Raw genomic sequence first — 18,579 nt, 5'->3', positions numbered from 1 at the left:
GCGGGCTCCATCCATTATCCAAAGGCGCTGCCGAACGTCAGGCGACAGGCGGCTCGAGCAGCAACCCATAAAGCCCCGAGTCGGACAGTTCGCCGGCCACGCACCAGCGCGCGCGCAGCGTGCCTTCGAGCACGAAGCCCTGGCGCTCGAGGGTACGTGCCGAACCCAGGTTGCGCGGGTCGATTTCCGCCTCCAGGCGGCGCAGGTGCAGGGTGTGGGCCAGGTAGTCGATGAAGCAGGTCAAGGCTTCGTCCATGTAGCCGCGGCCCTGGACGGACTTGGCCAGGCAGTAGCCGATCTCGCCCCGGCGCGAGCCCTCTTCGAGGTTGAACAACTGGACCATGCCGATCAGCTCGTCGTTGTCGCGCCGGTACATGCCCAGTTTGAGCAACTGGCCGGCGGCATAGGCCTCACGGTCGGCGGCCAGGGCGCTCTCGGCTTCGGCCAGGGTCTGCCAGGGCGCGTGGTACCAGTAACGCATCACTTCGGGGTCGGCCATGATGGTCAGCCATTGCTGCGCATCGCCATGGCGCATGGGGCGCAGCTGCAGGCGTGGGCTTTGCAGGCTCAGGTCGCTGGGGAAACTGCGGGGGTCGGGCACGCCGGGACTCCTGTCCGGTGGTGGGAGATGACAGTCTAACGACAGTGGCCTGGTCTGGCACCCTGGAAAACCAGCGGCGCCTACCGCGATAGCGCGTCGTGCAAACAAGGCGGACAGCGGTACCTTCACAAGAATAATTGGCCCGCTCCCACATCTGTTTCGGGCCAGTCTTTCCTGTGCCATTACCTGGTCCGCCTTGGTGTATGTCTCAAGGCAGTAGCAGCATCAGTCACCTCGGCAGGCTCTGATGTTTATCTGTCAGGCCATCTTGTAGGACCTGAGCTGCTCAGGATGCCGCTGTTTCTGATCCGGCCATCGGAGCCGTCCTGCATCCTCGCCGCTGCCACTGCCTTAGGGTCTTACTCTCTTCAACCCAGAGAAATGAACCTATGGCTTATCTCAGCTACTTGTCCATCAACGGCGACCGTCAGGGCCTGATTTCCGCTGGCTGCTCCACCGAGGCCTAGATTGGCAATCATTGCCAGGCGGGACACACCGACGAGGTGATGGTGCTCTCAGTCGCACATCAGCTGATCGGTGACGACAGCCAGCGTGCCCTGCACCAACCGGTGCTGATCACTAAGTTCGTCGACAAGGCGACCCCGCTGCTGGCCCAGGCTCTGGACAGCGGCGAACGCCTTGAGTGCAACCTCAACTTCTACCGCACCAACCCCGCTGGGCTTCTGGAACGCTACTTCACTCTCAAGCTCGGCGGCGCGGTGCTGGTGGAGCAGCGCGTGGACATGCCCCACAGCATGCTGCAAAGCGACCAGGAGGCTCAGGAACACCTGGCAATCCGTTACCGCGATATCAGCTGGATCCACCACACCGGCAGCACCTCGGCCCATGCCGCCTGGCGAGACCTCGCATGAGCGCTCGTCAAGGTAACTACCCGCTGGGGCCCGACTATTGGGATGTAAACCAAGCCGCTACGCGCCTGACTGCGTTCGCCTGCACGGTCAGTGCACGGCATTTGAGCCATGGCATGGATCGGATGCAGTTCAACCGGGAGGTTGCATACTTTTCCAAACGCATCATGGACGATGTAGCCACACAGCGACTGACTCCAGAAGAGGGCTTGAAGGCCCTGAAAGCAGAACAAGCAAGCTTGCTTATTCAAGCCGAAAAACTTGCTCTGCCAATTGCTGGCCTTGTGGGTGGAATAAGTCAAGTCGCTACGGGTGCTGGCGCCTGCGTGAAACGCCGAATGTTATGCACATTCTTTGGAGCCCCGCTGCTCGCCCATGGCGCTAACAATCTATATGAAAACGGAAACCACATTGGCGCCCAGCGAAACGATGTTGTGGGCCCCGTTCGCAGAGGATATCAACAGGTAGCCAAGAAGTTTGGCTATAGCGAAAGAGATGGAACCCTAATTTATTACACTGTCGACCTGGGGCTCTCTGGATATGGGGTGTTCTTTCGAAAAGAGCTAAAACCTGGAGCCTGGCGTTTATTTGAATACCACAACATTGACAAAATGCGAGGTTTCCGAATGATGGGGAAGCCCACCTTATTTTTAGAAGGAATTGTCAGCGCGGCAACGATGCACCAATGGTTCATAGAGTATTTTCGCGAATGATTTTTGCACTTGCTCTTTTTGTCGCATCAGACATATGCGCCTCAGTCATCTTGAGGCGCCACACAATTCAAAATCCTCACTCACTAGCCGCCGCTATCACAAGCTACATCTACAACACAGCAACCGCAGGACTTTACTTGAACTTGATCACGCACAGAAGCTTTTTGATTTTCATAGACTTTGAGGAAACCTACATGAATTTCCGAGCTTTGATTTTCTTTTCATCAATATTCATGGTTTTCTTCCACTGCTGGGCATTTTTAGCAAGCTCTCGGAGATAGCCTATTGTTAGCTAGGGAAATCTACCTATCCTGCACCAATGAGCAATAACGCGTTGCTTTTTGAGCTCGATCTCAAGCGTTGCATAGCTTTCGCCTGGCACCTGGCCGCCCTCACGCGGTAGCACGCCAGGGTCTCCAGAGGCATACCACCGAAACCGCAAATATTGGGTGAGGGCCACCAGGTGTCCGCCGATGCTTTTGCGGCGCCTACCAGATCGAGCGCCGCCCGCGCGGCGCTTCGCGGGTAAACCCGCTCCCACATCTGTTTCGGGCCAATGAGTCCTGTGAAAGTACCTCTGCCCGCCTTGGTGTATGTCTCTAGTGGGGGTGGAGGCTGAGGCGTTCACCGCGATACCGCGTGATGCCGGAAAAGGGGCTGCGTAGCAGCCCCAATCACCGCTATCGGCTCATCCCCGACTCCATGTCATCAATCAGCCCCTTGGCCAACCCGCTCAGGATCCGCGCGGCGCTGCCGGCCAGCAGGTCACCCTCCATTTCAGCTTCAGTTGTCAGATGCCTGATGCAGCCAAGCAGCGCGGACAACTCGCCGAAGGCATGTTCGAACGGGATGCCCGGCTTGATGCAGAACAGGTCCAGGCAGGTGGTGCTGCCCTCGGTTGGGCCGTAGACACTTTTATCGCTCATGGGGCGGCCCTCTTGGATTTGGCGTGGTTGATCAGGGCGATGACCAGTTGGGAGAGGATCGAGGCGTTGCACAGCAGGATGTCCGGGCGCAGTTCGGGAGGGGCGATTGTGTAGAGGTGGACGGTGTCGACCAGGCTTTCCATCAGAGTGTTGGCGTGTTCCAGCGCCTGCTCGGCAGTGAGGTCGTTGATGATGGTGATGAAGGAGATGGGGTACGGTGGATCGGGGACGATCTTTTTCATTGGCTTACCGATTGGAAAAGTTGTCAGTGAACAACCACCTCCATCCTTCTCACAGATAAGGGTGGCAGCCGTACGCGAGGTGAGAAGACCGTGCTCCAATCACACACGGCCAGACCGAAGTCTGCACGCGCACAGCTGCCAAAACTGGCTAGCTCATTGGATTAACACGGCGGGCTTCTCACACCCGGTCGCCATTCATGACGACCCAGCGACGTTACCCCCGAGGTATTTCCCAGCCAATGCAGAGCCTTCCGACAGGCGCGTAGGATAGGTCCCAAGCGCTGGCCGATTGAAGTATTTGGTTTCAGATTCGGAAATGTCGTACACAGTCCAGACTGATCGCGGGGCAAGCCCGCTCCCACGGCGATTGGGCTGCTCCAGAACGTTGGACATCAATCCAACCCTTGGAACCAGCCCAGGATCGTGGGAGCGGGCTTGCCCCGCGATGGTTTCAGAACCCCATACTGAAGCTCACCGTCACCCCATGGTCGCGGGCATCATTGGACAGCTGCCCGGAATACCCGATCCCCAGCTTGCCACTCTCGCCCACCGCCAAATCCAGCCCGGCCTCGACCACTGCCGCGTCCTTGGCAATCGGCACGCCCGAGGCACTGAAGCCTGCCCCGCCTTCGATAAAGCGCAGGTCGGCGTCGGGCTTGGTGTCGCCGAAGGCATGCCGCCAGCCCAACGACGCGCGCGGGGTGATGGCGGTGCCGTTGGCCAGCTCGATACGCTTGCCGGCGCGCACGCCCAGGGTGGAATAGGTCACGTCCTGATCGACGCTGCCCTCCAGCCGCCCTGCCCCGCCCTTCTCATGGGCGGTATCGCTGTCGTAGTTGACGTAGGCCAGCCCGGCGAAAGGCTCCAGGGCAATGCCGCCGGCGTCGATGGCGTAGCCCACTTCGCCGAACACCTGGGCGCTGCGTGCCTTGTACTTGGCCTTGAGGCGGTCGTTGTAGGCGCCCACCTCGACGTCACGCTTGCTGTCGATGTCGTGCCAGCTGTAGGCCACGCCCAGGCGAGCAGCAAAAGCGTCCAACTGGTAGCCCAGGTAGGTGCTCAGGTGGTAGCTGTCGACCGAAGCATCCGAACGGCGCTGGTGTGCATCGATGCTGGAGTTGGTGTAGCCGGCGGCAACGCCGACCTTCCACTGCTCGTCCAATGCCCGGTCGACGCCGAGCATGAAGCCCTGCAGATCGCGATCGACACTGGCGTGGCTGTTGCTGCCATCGAAGTCGCCCCAACCACCGAGGGCGCGGATCCAGCCGACGGCCTGGCCCTGGCAACCTTCGCTGGTGAGCTGCTGGTTGGCGGTGGGTGCCAGGGTGCGGCGTGGATCGTCCTGGCGGGTGCAGTCGGCCTGGCGCAGGCGGTCGTTGACCGCTTCACGCACGTAACGCGAGTCCTCGATCAGCACGCTGGCAGTGCTGGCGTGGATCTCGCCGGACAGGCTGTCGAACGCCGCCCGGGCCTGCGCCGCGCTCATGGGCAGGATATTGCCGGTCAACTCGGCTGGTGCGCCCGGCGCGCTGAGGGCGGTGCCCACGCCGCGCTGGTTGCTGGTGACCGCGACCCCGGCGAAGCCGGTACCGTTACGGCTGAGCGACAGGGTCACCTGGTTGGCGCCATAGGCCACGGCGCTGTTGAGGAACGCCGAGTTGCTCAGGTTGGTGTTGGCGAAGGTCCCGGTCACCCCGCCAGCAGCAGTGACCACGGTGTACTGGCCACTGCCACTGAAGCCGGCCAGGTTGACCACCTGCAGGCTGCCGCCGAGGTTGGCGGTGCCGCCGACGTCGAGGTAGCTGGTCGGGTTGCCGCTGACATCGACGAGCAGGCTGCCGCTGGCGGCGTTGGTGAAGTTGCCGGTGACACTGAGTTCACCGCCCTTGCCCGGCATCACGGTGCCCTGGTTGACCAGGCTGGCCACCGTGCCGGTGCCGGTCAGCGCGGCGCCATTGGCCACGGTGACCTGCGCCGCGAGGCTGGCACCGGGGTTGGCGGCATTGCCCACCTCCAGCACGCCCTGGTTGACGTTGAAGGCGCCGCTGAAGGCCTGGTTGCCGGTCAGCAGCAAGGTGCCGGCGCCGGTTTTGGTGGTGGTGCCGGTACCGGTCAGGTTGCCGTTGAAGGTGCCATTGGCGCCCTGGGCGAACACCAGGCTGGCGTTGTTGAGGATGTTGCCCTGCAGGCTGGTGGTGTTGCCCATCAGGGTACCGCCGCTGACCGTGGTGCCGCCGGTGTAGGTGTTGGCGCCGGCCAGTACCAGGGTGCCCGAGTCGAGTTTCTGGATACCGCCGGTACCCACCAGCGGCGCGCTGATCAACGCCGTGGCGCCGGCATCCACACGCACCGCCGCAAGGGCGCCACCGCTGCCGTTGGTGGCGGTCAGGCTGCCATTGTTGCCGGCCACCAGTTGGTAGCCATTGGTGAGGAACTGCATGCCGGTGAAGGCCTGGTTGCCGGCCACGGTCACGGTGCCGGCCTGGCCACCGAACACGGCGAACTGCGCGCCCCAGTTATCGCTGGTGGTGCCGGTGGAGTTGGTCCAGTTGGTGGCCGAGTCCCAGGTACCGCTGCCGCCACCGATGCTGCCGTTGGGGGTGGTCTGGCTGCCGTTCCAGAACTGCAGCGAACCGGCGGCGCCCTGCACCACCAGGTTGAGCTGGTTGGCGATGGCGGTCTGCAGGCTCAGGTCGCCCAGCACCACGCTGCCGGGGATGGCGCCGAACACCAGGCCGTTGTCAGTCAGCGTGCCGCCATAGCTGAACAGGCGGTACACCCCAGGGCCGAAGCCGCCGGCGTCGGTGATGTTGAGGGTGCCGTCGACGGTCAGGTTGCCGGCCACCTGCACCACCGTGGTGGCGGCATTCGGCGCGCCGAGGCTCAAGTCCAGCGCGCTGCCCGAGGCCAGGCTCAGGCTGCCCACCGACAACGGCGTGCTGCCAGGGCCTGCGGCGAGGGTGGCGCCGTTCTGGATCTGCACCGCACCGGCCAGGGTGCCGCTGCCGCTCAGGCTGGCACCGGTGGCGACCGTGACCGTGGCGCTGTCGAGGCGGCCGTTGACCACCAGGCGCCCGGCGTTGACGTTGGTGGCGCCGGTGAGGCCGTTGTTGCCGGTGAGCAGCAGCTCACCGGTGCCGGCCTTGGTCAGGGTGCCGCTGCCGGTGAGGTTGCCGGTGTAGCTGCCGTTGGCGTTCTGCTCGAAGGTCAGTGCGGCGTTGTTGACGATGGCGCCCTTGAGGCTGTCACTGTCGCCCACCACGCTGCCAGCGTTGATCAGGGTGCCGCCGGTGTAGCTGTTGCTGCCGCTGAGGGTGAGCTGGGCGCTGCCGTTCTTGATCAGGCCGCCCGCGCCACTGAGGTTGCCGGCCAGTTCCAGGGCGTTGCTGCCGCCAATGGCCAGGGCGCCGTTGAGCACGGCGTTGTTGGCCAGGGTGACGGCGGTGTTGCTGTCCAGCGTGGTGCCGGCGGCGGCGGTCAGCACGCCGCTGCCCAGGGCGCTGTTGTTGCCCACCACCAGGGTGCCGCCGTTGAGCGCGGTGCCGCCGCTGTAGCCGTTGGCGGCGTTGAGCACCAGGGTACCGGTGTCGTACTTGGCGATGCTGCCGGTGCCATTGAGGGCGACGTTGAGGGTGGCCGTTGCGCCGTTATCGACCCGCAGATTGGTGGTGCCGGTGGTCAGCAGCTCGCCGGCGGCGCTGGCATTGAGTACATAGCCGTCGCTGACGAACTGCATGCCGCCGATGCTCTGGCTGCCGTTGACGGTGACGGTGCCAGGGGTGCCCTGGAACACCGCGAAGGTGTCGTTCCATGGGGTGTTGAGCACGCCGTTGGCGTCGGTCCAGTTGGTGTTGGTGGCATCCCAGGTGCCGCTGCCGCCGTCGATCACGCCGTTGGGGACGGACTGGCTGCCATCCCAGAACAGCACGTTGCTGGCCCCACCCACCACCAGGTTGACCTGGTTGGCGATGGCGGTTTGCACGGTCAGGTCGCTGGCCGGCACCGGCGTGCTGCCGATGGCCATGCCGTTGTTGGTCAGGCTGCCGCCGTAGGCGAACAAGCGGTAAACCCCGGCGCCGAAGCCTCCGATGTCGGTGATGTTGAGCGTGCCGCCGAGGGTCAGGTTATTGGCCACGTTGACCAGCGGGGCGCTGCCGACCGGCGCACCGAGGGCGGCGTTGAAGTTGGCGCTGTTGTCGAGCACCAGGTTGCCGACGTTCAGGGTACTGCCGCTGGCGGCGCCGAGGGTACCGCCGCTGGCCACGTTCACCGTACCGCCAAGGCTGCCGCTGCCGCCCAGGGTGGCGCCACTGCCAACGTTGACCGTGTTGCTGGCCAGGCTGCCGTTGACCACCAGGCCACCGGCCTGGACGTTGGTGGTGCCGCTGTGGCTGTTGCTGGCGCTGAGGGTCAGGGTGTCGCTGCCGAGCTTGTTCAGGGTGCCGGTACCGCTGATGTCACCGGCGAACACGCCGCCCTGCACGCCCAGGCTGTTGCCCGCGGCAATCTGGATGGCGCCGCTGCCGCCGATGTCGCCCAGGGTGGTGTTGCCGTCCAGGTTGAGGGTGGCGCCGCTGCTGACATTGAGCTCGCTCTGCGAGCCCAGGGCCGTGGTGCCGATGGTGCTGAGGCTGCCGGCGAGCAGGTTGATGATGCCACTGAAGGTGTTGTTGCCCGACAGGGTCAGGTCGGCCAGGCCGCTCTTGTTGAGGGTGCCGTTGCCGCTGAGCACGCCGGCCAGTTGCAGGTCGTTGCTGCCCAGCACGTTCAAGGTGCCGCTGACCGCGACCGGGTTGCCCAGGGTGACCGCGCTGCTGCTGTCGAGGTTGGCATTGCCGGTGACGCTCAGGCCACCACTGCCGAGCGCTGCGTTGTTGCCGACCACCAGCGTGCCCGCCTGCAGCTCGGTACCCCCGCTGTAGGTATTGGCGCCACTGAGCGTCAACGCCGAGGCACCGCTCTTGACCAGGCGCCCGGCACCCGCCAGGGTGCCGCCGAGGGCCAGGTCGTTGCTGCCCAGCACGTTGAACAGGCCGGCCAGGTTGAGGTTGTTGGCCAGGGTCACGGCCTGGCTGCTCTGCAGGCTGGTGCCGGCAGCCGCATTGAGCGCGCCGCTGCCCAGCGCCGTGTTGGAGCCGACGATCAAGGTACCGGCGTTGAGCGCCGTGTTGCCGCTGTAACTGTTGTTGCCGGCCAGCAGCAGGTTGGCGTTGCCGGCCTTGACCAGGCCGCCGGTGCCGCTGATGTCGCCATTGAGCGCCAGGTCGTTGCTGCCGGCGATGTTCAACGGCCCGGTCAGGTTGATGGCGTTGCCCAGTGCCACGGTCTTGTTGCTGTCCAGGGTGGTACCCGCCGTGGTGCTCAGCACGCCGCTGCCCAAGGCACTGTCGCTGCCGACGATCAGCGTGCCACCACTGAGGGTGGTGCCGCCGCTATAGCTGTTGCTGCCATTGAGCACCAGGGTGCCGGTGTCGAGTTTGTTCAGCTTGCCGCTGCCGGCCAGGGCCACGTCGAGGGTCGCGATGGCGCCCGGGTCGACGCGCACGCTGGTGTCGCCGCTGCTGCCGTTAACCAGGTTCAGCACACCGCCGGCACCGCCCAGCAGGCGGTAGCCGTTGCTGACGAACTGCATGCCATTGATGGCTTGCGGGCCAACCACGGTGACATCGCCGGGGGTGCCTTGGAATACCGCGAAGCTGCCGTTCCAGGCGCTGTTGGTGGTGCCGTTGAGGTCGGTCCAGTTGCTGCTGCCGGCGTTCCAGGTGCCGGTGCCGCCGTTGACCTGGCCGTTGGCGGTGGTGTCGCTGCCATCCCAGAACAGGATGTTCTGGCCACTGGCACTGACCAGCAGGTTGACCTGGTTGGCCAGGCTGGTCTGCAGGCTCAGGTCGCCGAGGCCGAAGCCAAAGGGCAGGTTGCCGAAATCCAGGCCGTTGTCGGTGAGCAGGCCGGCGTAGTCGAAGATCCGGTACACGCCATTGCCGAAGCCGCCGATGTTGCTGACGTTGAGCGTGCCGTCGAGGGTCAGGTTGCCGCCGACGTTGAACAGTGCGGTGCCACCGGTGGCGGGCGAGCCGAGCCCGGCATCGATGATCGAACCGCTGTTCAATACCAGCGAACCCAGGCCCAGGGTGCTACCGCTTTGCCCGGCCAGGTGGCCGCCGTTGTTGATGACCACCGTGGCGTTGGCGCTGCCGCTGCCGGTCAGGGTGGCGCCGCTGGCGACGGTCAGCAGGTTGCTGCCCAGGGTGCCATCGACCTTCAGGGTGCCCGCGTTGACCTGGGTATTGTCGGCCAGGTTGCTGGTGCCGGTCAGGGTCAGGGTGCCGGTCCCGACCTTGGTCAGGCCGCCGAGGCCGTTGATGCCGCCGGCGAAGGTGCTGTTGAGGTTGTTGCTGCCCAGGCTCAGGACGCTGCCGATACCGACATCGACCTGGCCGCTGCCGGTCAGGCTGCCGAGGCTGGCGTTGCCGTTGAGGTTGAGTTGACCGCTGGCGCCGACATTCAGGTTATCGACGTTGGCCAGCACGCCGCTGCCCAGGGTGGTAAGGGAGCCGGCCTGGATTTCGACGTCGCCGGTGAAGGTCTTGACGCCGACCAGGGTGAGGTCATCGACGCCGGTCTTGATCAGGTTGCCGGTACCACTGAGGTCACCGCTGAGGATCATCGCATTGTCGACCGCGAAGGTCAGGTTGGCGTTGTTGCTCAGGGCGATGGTGTTGCCCAGGGCCATGGGCGCGCTGTTGGCCAGCGAGGCATCGGCGGTGACTGCAAGGGTGCCGGTGCCCAGGGCGCCGCTGCTGCCCAGGGTCAGGCGCCCGGCATTGAGCTGGGTGCCGCCCTGGTAGCCGTTGTTGCCGTTGAGGGTCAGGTTGCCGCTGCCGTTCTTGGTCAGCCCGGCGGTACCGTTGATCACGCCGTTGAGGGTCAGGTCGTTGGCGCCGGCGACGGTCAGGCCGGCGTTGAGGGTGACGTTGTTGGCCAGGGCGACGCTGCTGCCGGCGCTCAGGGTCGAGGCCCCGGCGACGGTCAGGCCGCCCTGCCCCAGCGCATTGTCGTTGCCGACCACCAACTGGCCGGCGTTCAGGGTGGTGCCTCCCAGGTAGTTGTTGGCGCCATTGAGGGTCAGGGTGGCGGCGCCGGACTTGTTCAACCCACCCACGCCATCGAGCACGCCGTTGAGGGTGAGGTTGGCGCTGCCTGGCACATTGAGCACGCCGCCCAGGTGCACGGCGTTGGCCAGGGTCGCACCGGCGCCGCTGGCATCGAGGCTGGTATTGGCGCCGGTGCTCAGGGCGCCGGTGCCCAGGGCGGTGTTGCTGCCGACCACCAGGGTGCCGGCATTGAGCGTGGTACCGCCGCTGTAGGTGTTGTTGCCGTTGAGGGTCAAGGTGGCGGCGCCGTTCTTGACCAGGCTGTTGTTGCCACTGACCACACCGTTGAGGGTCAGCGCCTGGCTGCCGCCGAGGGTGAGGTTGCCCCCGGCCAGATTGATGGCGTTGGCCAGCGCCAGCGCCTGGCTGGCGTCGAGGCTGGCAGCGCCGTCGACGCTCAGCGCGCCGCTGCCCAGGGCGCCGGCATTGCCCAGCAGCAGGCTGCCGGCCTGCAGGCTGGTGCCGCCGCTGTAGGTGTTGTTGCCGTTGAGGATCAACTGGCCGCTGCCGAGCTTGCCCAAGCCGCCGGTGCCGCTGATCACGCCATCGAGGGTCAGCGCCTGGGTGTTGTTGATACCGAGCGTGGTGCCGGCGCCAAGGCCGATGGCGTTGGCCACCTGCAGCACGCCGCTGGTGGCCAGGGTGCTGTTGCCGGTCACCGACAGGTTGCCCTGGCCCAGCGCAGTGTTGTTGCCCAGGGTCAGGGTGCCGGCGCCCAGGGTGGTGGTGCCCTGGTAGGTGTTGGCGGCGCCGAGGGTCAGGTTGCCGCTGCCGGTCTTGCTCAGGCCACCGGTGCCGCTGATCACGCCGTTCAGCGCCAGGTTGTTGTTGCCGATCAGGCTCAGGGTGTCGTTGAGCACCATCTGGTTGGCCACGGTCAGCGCGCCGAGGGTGGCCAGGTTGGCGGCGGCGCCGACGGTGAGGGTACCGGTGCCCAGCGCCTGGTTGTTGCCCAGGGTCAGGGTGCCGGCGTTGAGGGTCACGCCACCGGTGAGGGTGTTGGCGCCGCTGAGGGTCAGGTTGCTGGCGCCGTTCTTGGTCAGGCTGCCGGCGCCGGTGACCAGGCCGCCCAGGCCGAGGTCGTTGCTGCCGGCGATGATCAGGTTGCCCGCCAGGTTGACGGTGTTGCCGATGTTCAGCGCGGTGTTGCTGTCGAGCGTGGTGCCGGCGGCCGCGTTGAGCTGGCCGAGGCCAAGCGCGCTGGCGCTGCCGAGCACCAGGGTGCCGGCATTGAAGTTGGTGTTGCCCAGGTTGCCGTTGGTACCGTTCAGGGTCAGGGTGCCGCTGCCGGTTTTGGTCAGGCCGCCGACGCCGTTGATATTGCCGCCCAACGTCAGGTTCTGGGCACCGGCAATGGTCAGGTTACCGGCCAGGTTGAACAGATTGGCCAGGGTCACGTTGGCATTGCTGCTCAAGGTGGTGCCACCTGCGGCATTCAGCGCACCCGTGCCCAGCGCGGTGTTGCTGCCCACGACCAGGGTGCCGCCGTTGAGGCTGGTGGTGCCTTGGTAATTGTTGCTGCCGTTGAGGGTGAGCACGCCGCTGCCGGTCTTGACCAGCCCGCCGGTGCCGCCCACGACGCCGTTGAGGGTCAGGTTGCTGGTGCCCGGCAGGGTGAGGTTGGCGTTCAGCGCGATGCTGTTGCCCAAGCTGAAGTCGCCCGTGCTGGTCAGGCTGGAAGCCCCGCTGACCGTAAGACCGCCGGTGCCCAGCGCCTGGGCGTTACCCAGGGTCAGCGTGCCTGCGCCAAGGGTGGTGCCACCGCTGTAGGTGTTGGCGTTGCCCAGGGTGAGGTTGGCGCCGCCGTTTTTGATCAGGCTGCCATTGCCCGAGACGATGCCGGCCAGGCCCAGGTCGGCGCTGCCGGCCACGGTCAGCGCACCGCCCAGGGCGAAGGCGTTGCCGAGGGTGACGGCAGTGTTGCTGTCCAGGCTGGTGCCCGCTGCGGTGCTGACCGCACCGGTGCCCAGGGCGGTGTTGTTGCCGACCACCAGCGCCCCGCCGTTGAGCAGGGTGCCGCCGGTGTAGCTGTTGGCACCGTTGAGCACCAGCGTGCCGCTGTCCAGTTTGGCCAGCAGGCCGCTGCCGGACAGGCCTACGTTGAGGGTGGCGGTGGCGCCTGGGTCGACACGCACGGAGAACGCGCCATTGCTGCCGTTGACCAGGTTCAGGCCGCCACTGCCGATCAGGCGGTAGCCGTTGGTGACGAACTGCAGCCCGGTGGCTGTCTGGGTACCGACCACGGTCACATCCCCCGCCGTACCCTGGAAGATGGCGAAGTCGTCGCCCCAGGCGCTGTTGAGCGTGCCGTTGACGTCGGTCCAGTTGCTGCTGCCGCCACCCCAGGTGCCTGTCCCGCCGTCGATCACGCCGTTGGCGACGGTCTGGTTGCCATCCCAGAACTGCACGCCGCCGGCCGCGCCACCGACCAGCAGGTTGACCTGGCTGCCGATGCTGGTCTGCACCTGCAGGTCGCCGGGCAGTACGCTGCCGGGTATGGTGCCGAACACCACGCCGTTGTCGACCAGCGACCCGGTGTAGTCGAACAGGCGATAGATACCCACGCCAAAGCCACCGAGGTCGCTGACGTTGAGGGTGCCATCGAGGGTCAGGTTGCCATTGACGTTGACCAGCGCAGTGCCGCCGGTAGAGGGCCCGGCCAGGCCGAAATCGAGGATCGAGCCGCTGTGCAAGGTGAGCGCCCCGGTATTCAGGGTGGCGCCGCTGTTGGCCAGCAGGTGCGCGCCATTGGCGATGTCCACCGCCCCCACCAGGCTGCCGGTGCCGCCCAGGCTGGCACCGCTGTTGACCTGCACGTTGGCGCTGGCCAGCGCACCGCTGACGTTGAGCAGGCCGCCATTGACCGTGGTGTTGCCGGCCAGCACGTTGACGCCGGACAGCTCCAGGCTGCCGCTGCCGTTCTTCACCAGCCCGCCCGCGCCAGCCAGCACGCCGCTGAACACGTTGTTGAGGTTGTTGCCGCCCACGCTCAGGTTGCCGCCACCGGCCACGTTCACCGTGCCGGCGCCGCTCAGGCCGCCGACGGTGGCACTGTTGCCGAGGTTGAGGCTGGCACCGGCGCCGACATTGAGCGCCGAGGCACTGCCCAGGGCGCCTGCGCCGACGGTGGTCAGGCTGCCGCCGAGCAGGTCGATGGCGCCGCTGAACGTGTTGTTGCCCGTGAGTATGAGGTCGGCCAGGCCATTCTTGACCAGGCCGCCGGTGCCGCTGATCACCCCGCTCAGGGTGAGGTCGTTGCTGCCGCCCAGGGTCAGGTTGGCGCCCAGGCCGATGTCATTGGCGAGGTTGAGCACGGCGCTGTTGTCGAGGCTGGCGGCGCCGGTCACGCTCAAGGCGCCACTGCCCAGGGCGTTGCCGTTGCCGATGACCACGCCACCGGCATTGAGGATGGTGCCACCGGTGTAGGTGTTGACGCCATTGAGGGTCAGGGTGGCAAGGCCGTTCTTGATCAGCTGCCCTGCCCCGCTGAGCACGCCGCCGAGGGTCAGGGCGTTGCTGCCGCCCAGGGTGAGGTTGGCGTTGAGCGCAACACTGTTGCCCAGGCTGATGGCGGCGCTGTTGTCCAGGGAGGCCGCGCCGCCCACGGTCAAGGCGCCGCTGCCGATGGCGCTGCCATTGCCCAGCACCAGGCCGCCCGCGTTGAGCACGGTGCCGCCGGTGTAGGTGTTGAGGCCGTTGAGGGTGACGGTGGCAGCGCCGTTCTTGATCAACTGGCCGGTGCCATCGATCAGACCGCCGAGGACCAGGTTGTTGCTGCCACCAAGGGTGAGGTCGGCGTCCAGAGTGATGGCATTGCCAACGCTGATGGCAGCGCTGGTATCGAGGCTGCCTGCACCCGCCACGGTCAGTTTGCCCACGCCCAAGGCGGCGCCGTTGCCCAGCACCAGGCCACCGGCGTTGAGGGTGGTGCCGCCCAGGTAGGCATTGGGGCCAGACAGGGTCAGGGTCGCGCTGCCGTTCTTGATCAGGCTGCCGGCACCGCTGATCAGGCCGCCGAGGCCGAGGTTGGCGCCACCGCCGATGGTCAGGGCGCCGGCCAGGTTGACGGCATTGGCGAGGGTGACCGCGCTGCTGGCATCCAGGCTGGTGCCGGCGGCGGCGTTGAGCGCGCCGCTGCCCAGCGCGGTGTTGCTGCCGACCACGATGCGCCCGGCGTTGAGGTTGGTGGCGCCGATGTAGGTGTTGGCGCCGTTGAGGGTCAAGGTGCTGGCACCGTTCTTGGTCAGGCCGCCGACGCCGGCAACCACACCGCCAAGCGTGAGGTCGTTGCTGCCGGCCAGGTTGAGGTTGCCCGCCAGGTTGAGGTTGTTGCTCAGGCTCAGCCCGGCCACGCTGCTGTCGAGGGTGGTGTTGGCGGCAGCGTTGAGCGTGCCGGTGCCGAGCGCGGTGTTGCTGCCGACCACCAGGGTGCCGGCGTTGAGCGCCGTGTTACCGCTCTGGCTGTTGTTGCCGCTGAGGGTCAGGCTGCCTGCGCCGTTCTTGATCAGCCCGGCGCTGCCGCTGAGGTTGCCGGCCAGGGTGAGGTTGTTGGCACCGGCGAGGGTCAGGTTGCCACCGAGCAGGACCGCATTGTTCAGGGTCATCGCGCCGCTGTTGACCAGGGTCGACGCGCCGCCGACGCTCAGGGCGCCGGTGCCCAGGGCTGCCGCGCTGTCCAGGGTCAGCGTGCCGGCGTTGAGGGTCAGGCCGCCGCTGAAGGTGTTGGCACCGCCCAGGGTCAGGTTGCTGCTGCCGTTCTTGATCAGTGCGCCGGTGCCGCTGATCACGCCGCCCAGGGTGGTGGCGCTGGTGCCGAGCAGGCTCAGGGTGTTGGCGCCGAGGTTGATGGCGTTGCCCAGGTTGACCGCCACACCCGCGTCGAGTCCGGCATTGCCGCCCAAGGTCAGCGCACCGGTACCCAGGGCGTTGTTGTTGCCAAGGGTCAGAACGCCGGCATTGAGGGTGGTGCCGCCGCTGAAGGTGTTGTTGCCATTGAGGGTCAGCCCGGCGCTGCCGTTCTTCACCAGTGCGCCGGTGCCGCTGATCACCCCGCCCAGGGTGGTGGCGCTGGTGCCCAGCAGGCTGAGGGTGTTGGCGCCGAGGTTGACGGCGTTGCCCAGGCTGACTGCGGTGCTGGCATCGAGGCTGGCGTTGCCGCCCAGGGTCAGCGCGCCGCCGCCCAGGGCATTGTTGTGACCGACGGTGAGCTTGCCGGTGTTCAGCGTCAGGCCGCCGCTGAAGGTGTTGTTGCCATTGAGCGCCAGGTCCGCGGCGCCGTTCTTGACCACTGCACCGGTGCCGCTGATCACCCCGCCCAGGGTGGTGGCGCTGGTGCCCAGCAGGTTGAGGGTGTTGGCGCCCAGGTTGATCGCGTTGCCCAGGCTGACTGCGGTGCTGGCATCGAGGCTGGCGTTGCCGGTCAGGGCCAGGGCACCGGTGCCCAGTGCGGCGCTGTTGCCGAGGGTAAGCTTGCCTGCGGCCAGGCTGGTGCCGCCGCTGTAGGTGTTGACGCCGTTGAGGGTGAGGTCGGCTGTGCCGTTCTTGATCAGGCTGCCGGTGCCGCCGATCACGCCGCCGAGGGTGAGTGCGTTGTTGCCCGTCAAGGTCAGGGCACTGCTGCCCAGGTTGATGGTGTTGCTCAAGGACATCGCCGCCGTGGTGTCCAGGCTGGCGTTGCCGGTGAGGCCCAGGGCTCCCGTGCCCAGGGCGTTGCTGTTGCCCAGGGTGAGGGTGCCGGTGGCCAGGGTGGTGCCGCCGGTGAAGGTGTTGACGCCGTTGAGGGTCAGGTTGCCGCTGCCGCTCTTGACCAGCGAACCGTTGCCGCTGAGCACGCCGCCCAGGGTCAGGGCGTTGCTGCCAGGCAGGCTGAGGGCGGCGTTGAGTGCCACGGCGTTGTTCAGCACCAGCGGTACGCTGCCTTGCAGGCTGCCCGCGCCGCTGACGGTGAGCCCGCCAGTGCCAAGCGCCGCGGCGCTGGTCAGGTTGAGGCCGCCGGCGGCCAGGGTGGTGCCGCCACTGTATGTGTTGGTGCCGCCGAGGGTGAGCAGGCCAGCGCCGGTCTTGGTCAGCCCGCCAACGCCACTGACCACCCCGTTGAGGGCCATGTCGGTGGCGCCGCCGACGTTCAGGCCGGCGTTCAGGGTCAGCGCGTTGCTCAGGCTCAGCCCGCCAATGGTGCCTGCCAGGCCGCCGCCGTTGACGGTAATGGCGCCGCTGCCGAACGCGTTGGCGTTGTCGAAGTTGAGCTGGCCGCCGTTGAGGGTGGTCTGGGTGGTGCCGTTGAGCACCTGGCCGAGCAGGCTCCAGGTGCCGCTGTCGACGATCAGCCGGCTGAAGTTGATGTAGTTGCTGGCGTTGATGGTGCCGCTGCCACTGGTGCCGCTGCCGCCGCCGATGGCGTTTTGCAGGGCCAGGGTGTTGGTACCGCCGGCACCGCCGTCGATCTTGCCCGCCGCCGCGAAGGCGAGGTTGGGGTTGCTGGTGACCAGCAGGGCCACGCCGACGCCCAGCCCCGCGCCGACACTGGAACCGGTGATGGCGTTGAAGCGGTTGGTGCTGTTGGCGCCCATCGCCAGGCTGCCGGTGAGGGTGCCGGCGTTGGTGAAGGTATTACCTGTCGCGGAGGCCTCGAAGGCTGCACGGCCTAGGATGGTGCCGGTGTTGGTGAAGTTCACCGTACTGCCGCCAGTCACGGCGATCACCGGGGTGTCCTCGCTCACCAGGGTCAGGCTGGCCAGCGCCGAGGAGCCGATGCTGCCGGCGTTGGTAATGGTGGTGGTGCCACCTGCACCGTTGCGCGCGTCCAGCGCCATGCCCGTGAGGTTGAGCAGGCTCGCGCCAAGCAAGGCACCCGTGCCCTTGATCACGCCCGTGCCGTTGTTGTTGATGGAGAGGGTGCTGCCGGTGCCGGTGTTGCCGATCAGCACGGCACTGGACTGAATGCTCAGCAAGCCCAGCAAGGTCGGGTCGATGGTGCCGGAGTTGTTCAAGGTGTTGTTGTTGCCGGCCAGCGACAACGAGGTGCCGCCCACGCCCAGCAGCGTCCCCAGGGTGGCGCCGGTATTGACGTTGACCGTGAGGCTACTGCCGCCGTTGGTATAGCTCGGCGCCAGCGGGTTGGCCGCGCCATTGCAGGTGATGATGGACCCCGCCGCGCTACAGGCGGCCAGCGCCTGTTCACTGTTGAGGGAAAGGGCCATGCCCCCGACGACCAGGCTGACGGCCAGGGACAATTGCTAGAGACGAGCAGGAAAACGGGCGGCGACACTTCTGTCCACGGAGAGCTCCTTCGTGGATCAGGTCATTCAGTCCTTGAATACGTGTATCGCGGTGATGCAAGAGCGCGACATACGCCGGCCGAAACGCCTGACCCTGGCTACAAGTTCCTTTGTGGAAATGTGTAGCCGCTCAAGCACGGACAGCACGCCGTTCGGGGCGGTCAAATGGTGTTAATACTATTTCGAGGCAGTGCGAACTACGCGGGTTGCAGCGCAGTGGCGATTGGATCCATCCGACAAGCGGTCATGGCCAATCGCCAGAATGTGACCGCTTCAGCGTTTCGCTTGCGCCTCAGGCAACCTCGGCGCCGTCGTCCGGCCAATGCGGCTCGTTGGCGCCAGGCGGGGTCAGGGGGGGCAGGCCGTAGGCCGCACGGGCGTCGTCGCAGCTCGGGTTGTGCACGCCGTGCTCCCAGGAGGCTTCGAATTCACGGCAGGGGCTCGAGCGGTTCTCGTAGATGCCGCAGGCGACCTGCTTGCCGATCTCGCCCCCCAGGCTGGTACAACGGCAGGGCTTGGCGTCGGTGCCGATCATGGCGACGCGGGTCGGGTTGATCTGCACCACCAGGTCGTCGGGCACCAGGCCTCCGGCCGATTGGCATTCACCCCAGAAGAAAGACACACGAAAGTAGCCGCAGCAGGCGCCGCAGGTCAGGCAAGGGTTCTGTTCGGACATGATGACCAGGGAGGGAGGTTGTTGTTATCGGGGCGAGCGCCCGCGGCGCTATTTGTAATCCAGGCGCGACTGGCTGAGAAGAGGGGAAATGAAAAAAAGATTGCCGCTGATCGGCGTAAAA

The 18,579-nt window shown here is 66.1% G+C and carries 7 protein-coding genes; 2 read left to right on the top strand and 5 right to left on the bottom strand.

The window, feature by feature from the left end:
• Positions 1–37: 37 nt before the first annotated feature.
• Complete coding sequence (locus DM373_RS18125; RefSeq protein ID WP_110994889.1) at positions 38–601, bottom strand: GNAT family N-acetyltransferase; 564 nt, start codon at positions 599–601, stop codon at positions 38–40.
• A gap of 467 nt (positions 602–1,068) precedes the next feature.
• Here DM373_RS18125 and DM373_RS18120 point away from each other — a divergent pair, with 467 nt between their 5' ends.
• Positions 1,069–1,473, top strand: coding sequence for an Hcp family type VI secretion system effector (locus tag DM373_RS18120; RefSeq protein WP_341866394.1), 405 nt, complete (start codon positions 1,069–1,071; stop codon positions 1,471–1,473).
• Entirely contained in the window at positions 1,470–2,183 is a 714-nt protein-coding gene (locus DM373_RS18115; protein ID WP_110994888.1) for a DUF4225 domain-containing protein, read from the top strand. Before DM373_RS18120 ends, DM373_RS18115 begins: the two co-directional genes overlap by 4 nt.
• A gap of 680 nt (positions 2,184–2,863) precedes the next feature.
• Here DM373_RS18115 and DM373_RS18105 read toward each other — a convergent pair.
• The 4 genes from DM373_RS18105 to DM373_RS18090 form a co-directional block, all read right to left on the bottom strand.
• A complete protein-coding gene (locus tag DM373_RS18105; RefSeq protein WP_110994887.1) occupies positions 2,864–3,109 on the bottom strand; it encodes a DUF3077 domain-containing protein in 246 nt (81 codons plus the stop codon).
• A complete protein-coding gene (locus tag DM373_RS18100) occupies positions 3,106–3,351 on the bottom strand; it encodes a hypothetical protein (RefSeq protein WP_110994886.1) in 246 nt (81 codons plus the stop codon). The genes DM373_RS18105 and DM373_RS18100 overlap by 4 nt, the downstream gene beginning before the upstream one ends.
• Before the next feature lie 451 nt (positions 3,352–3,802).
• Positions 3,803–17,704, bottom strand: a complete 13,902-nt coding sequence (locus DM373_RS18095) for an autotransporter-associated beta strand repeat-containing protein (RefSeq protein ID WP_110994933.1) — start codon at positions 17,702–17,704, stop codon at positions 3,803–3,805.
• A gap of 370 nt (positions 17,705–18,074) precedes the next feature.
• Complete coding sequence (locus DM373_RS18090; RefSeq protein WP_110994885.1) at positions 18,075–18,458, bottom strand: YkgJ family cysteine cluster protein; 384 nt, start codon at positions 18,456–18,458, stop codon at positions 18,075–18,077.
• Positions 18,459–18,579: the final 121 nt, after the last annotated feature.

It is taken from the genome of Pseudomonas sichuanensis (assembly GCF_003231305.1).
Lineage (GTDB): Bacteria > Pseudomonadota > Gammaproteobacteria > Pseudomonadales > Pseudomonadaceae > Aquipseudomonas > Aquipseudomonas sichuanensis.
Note: the sequence above shows the minus strand (reverse complement) of the source record. Positions and strands in the feature narration are given on the sequence as shown.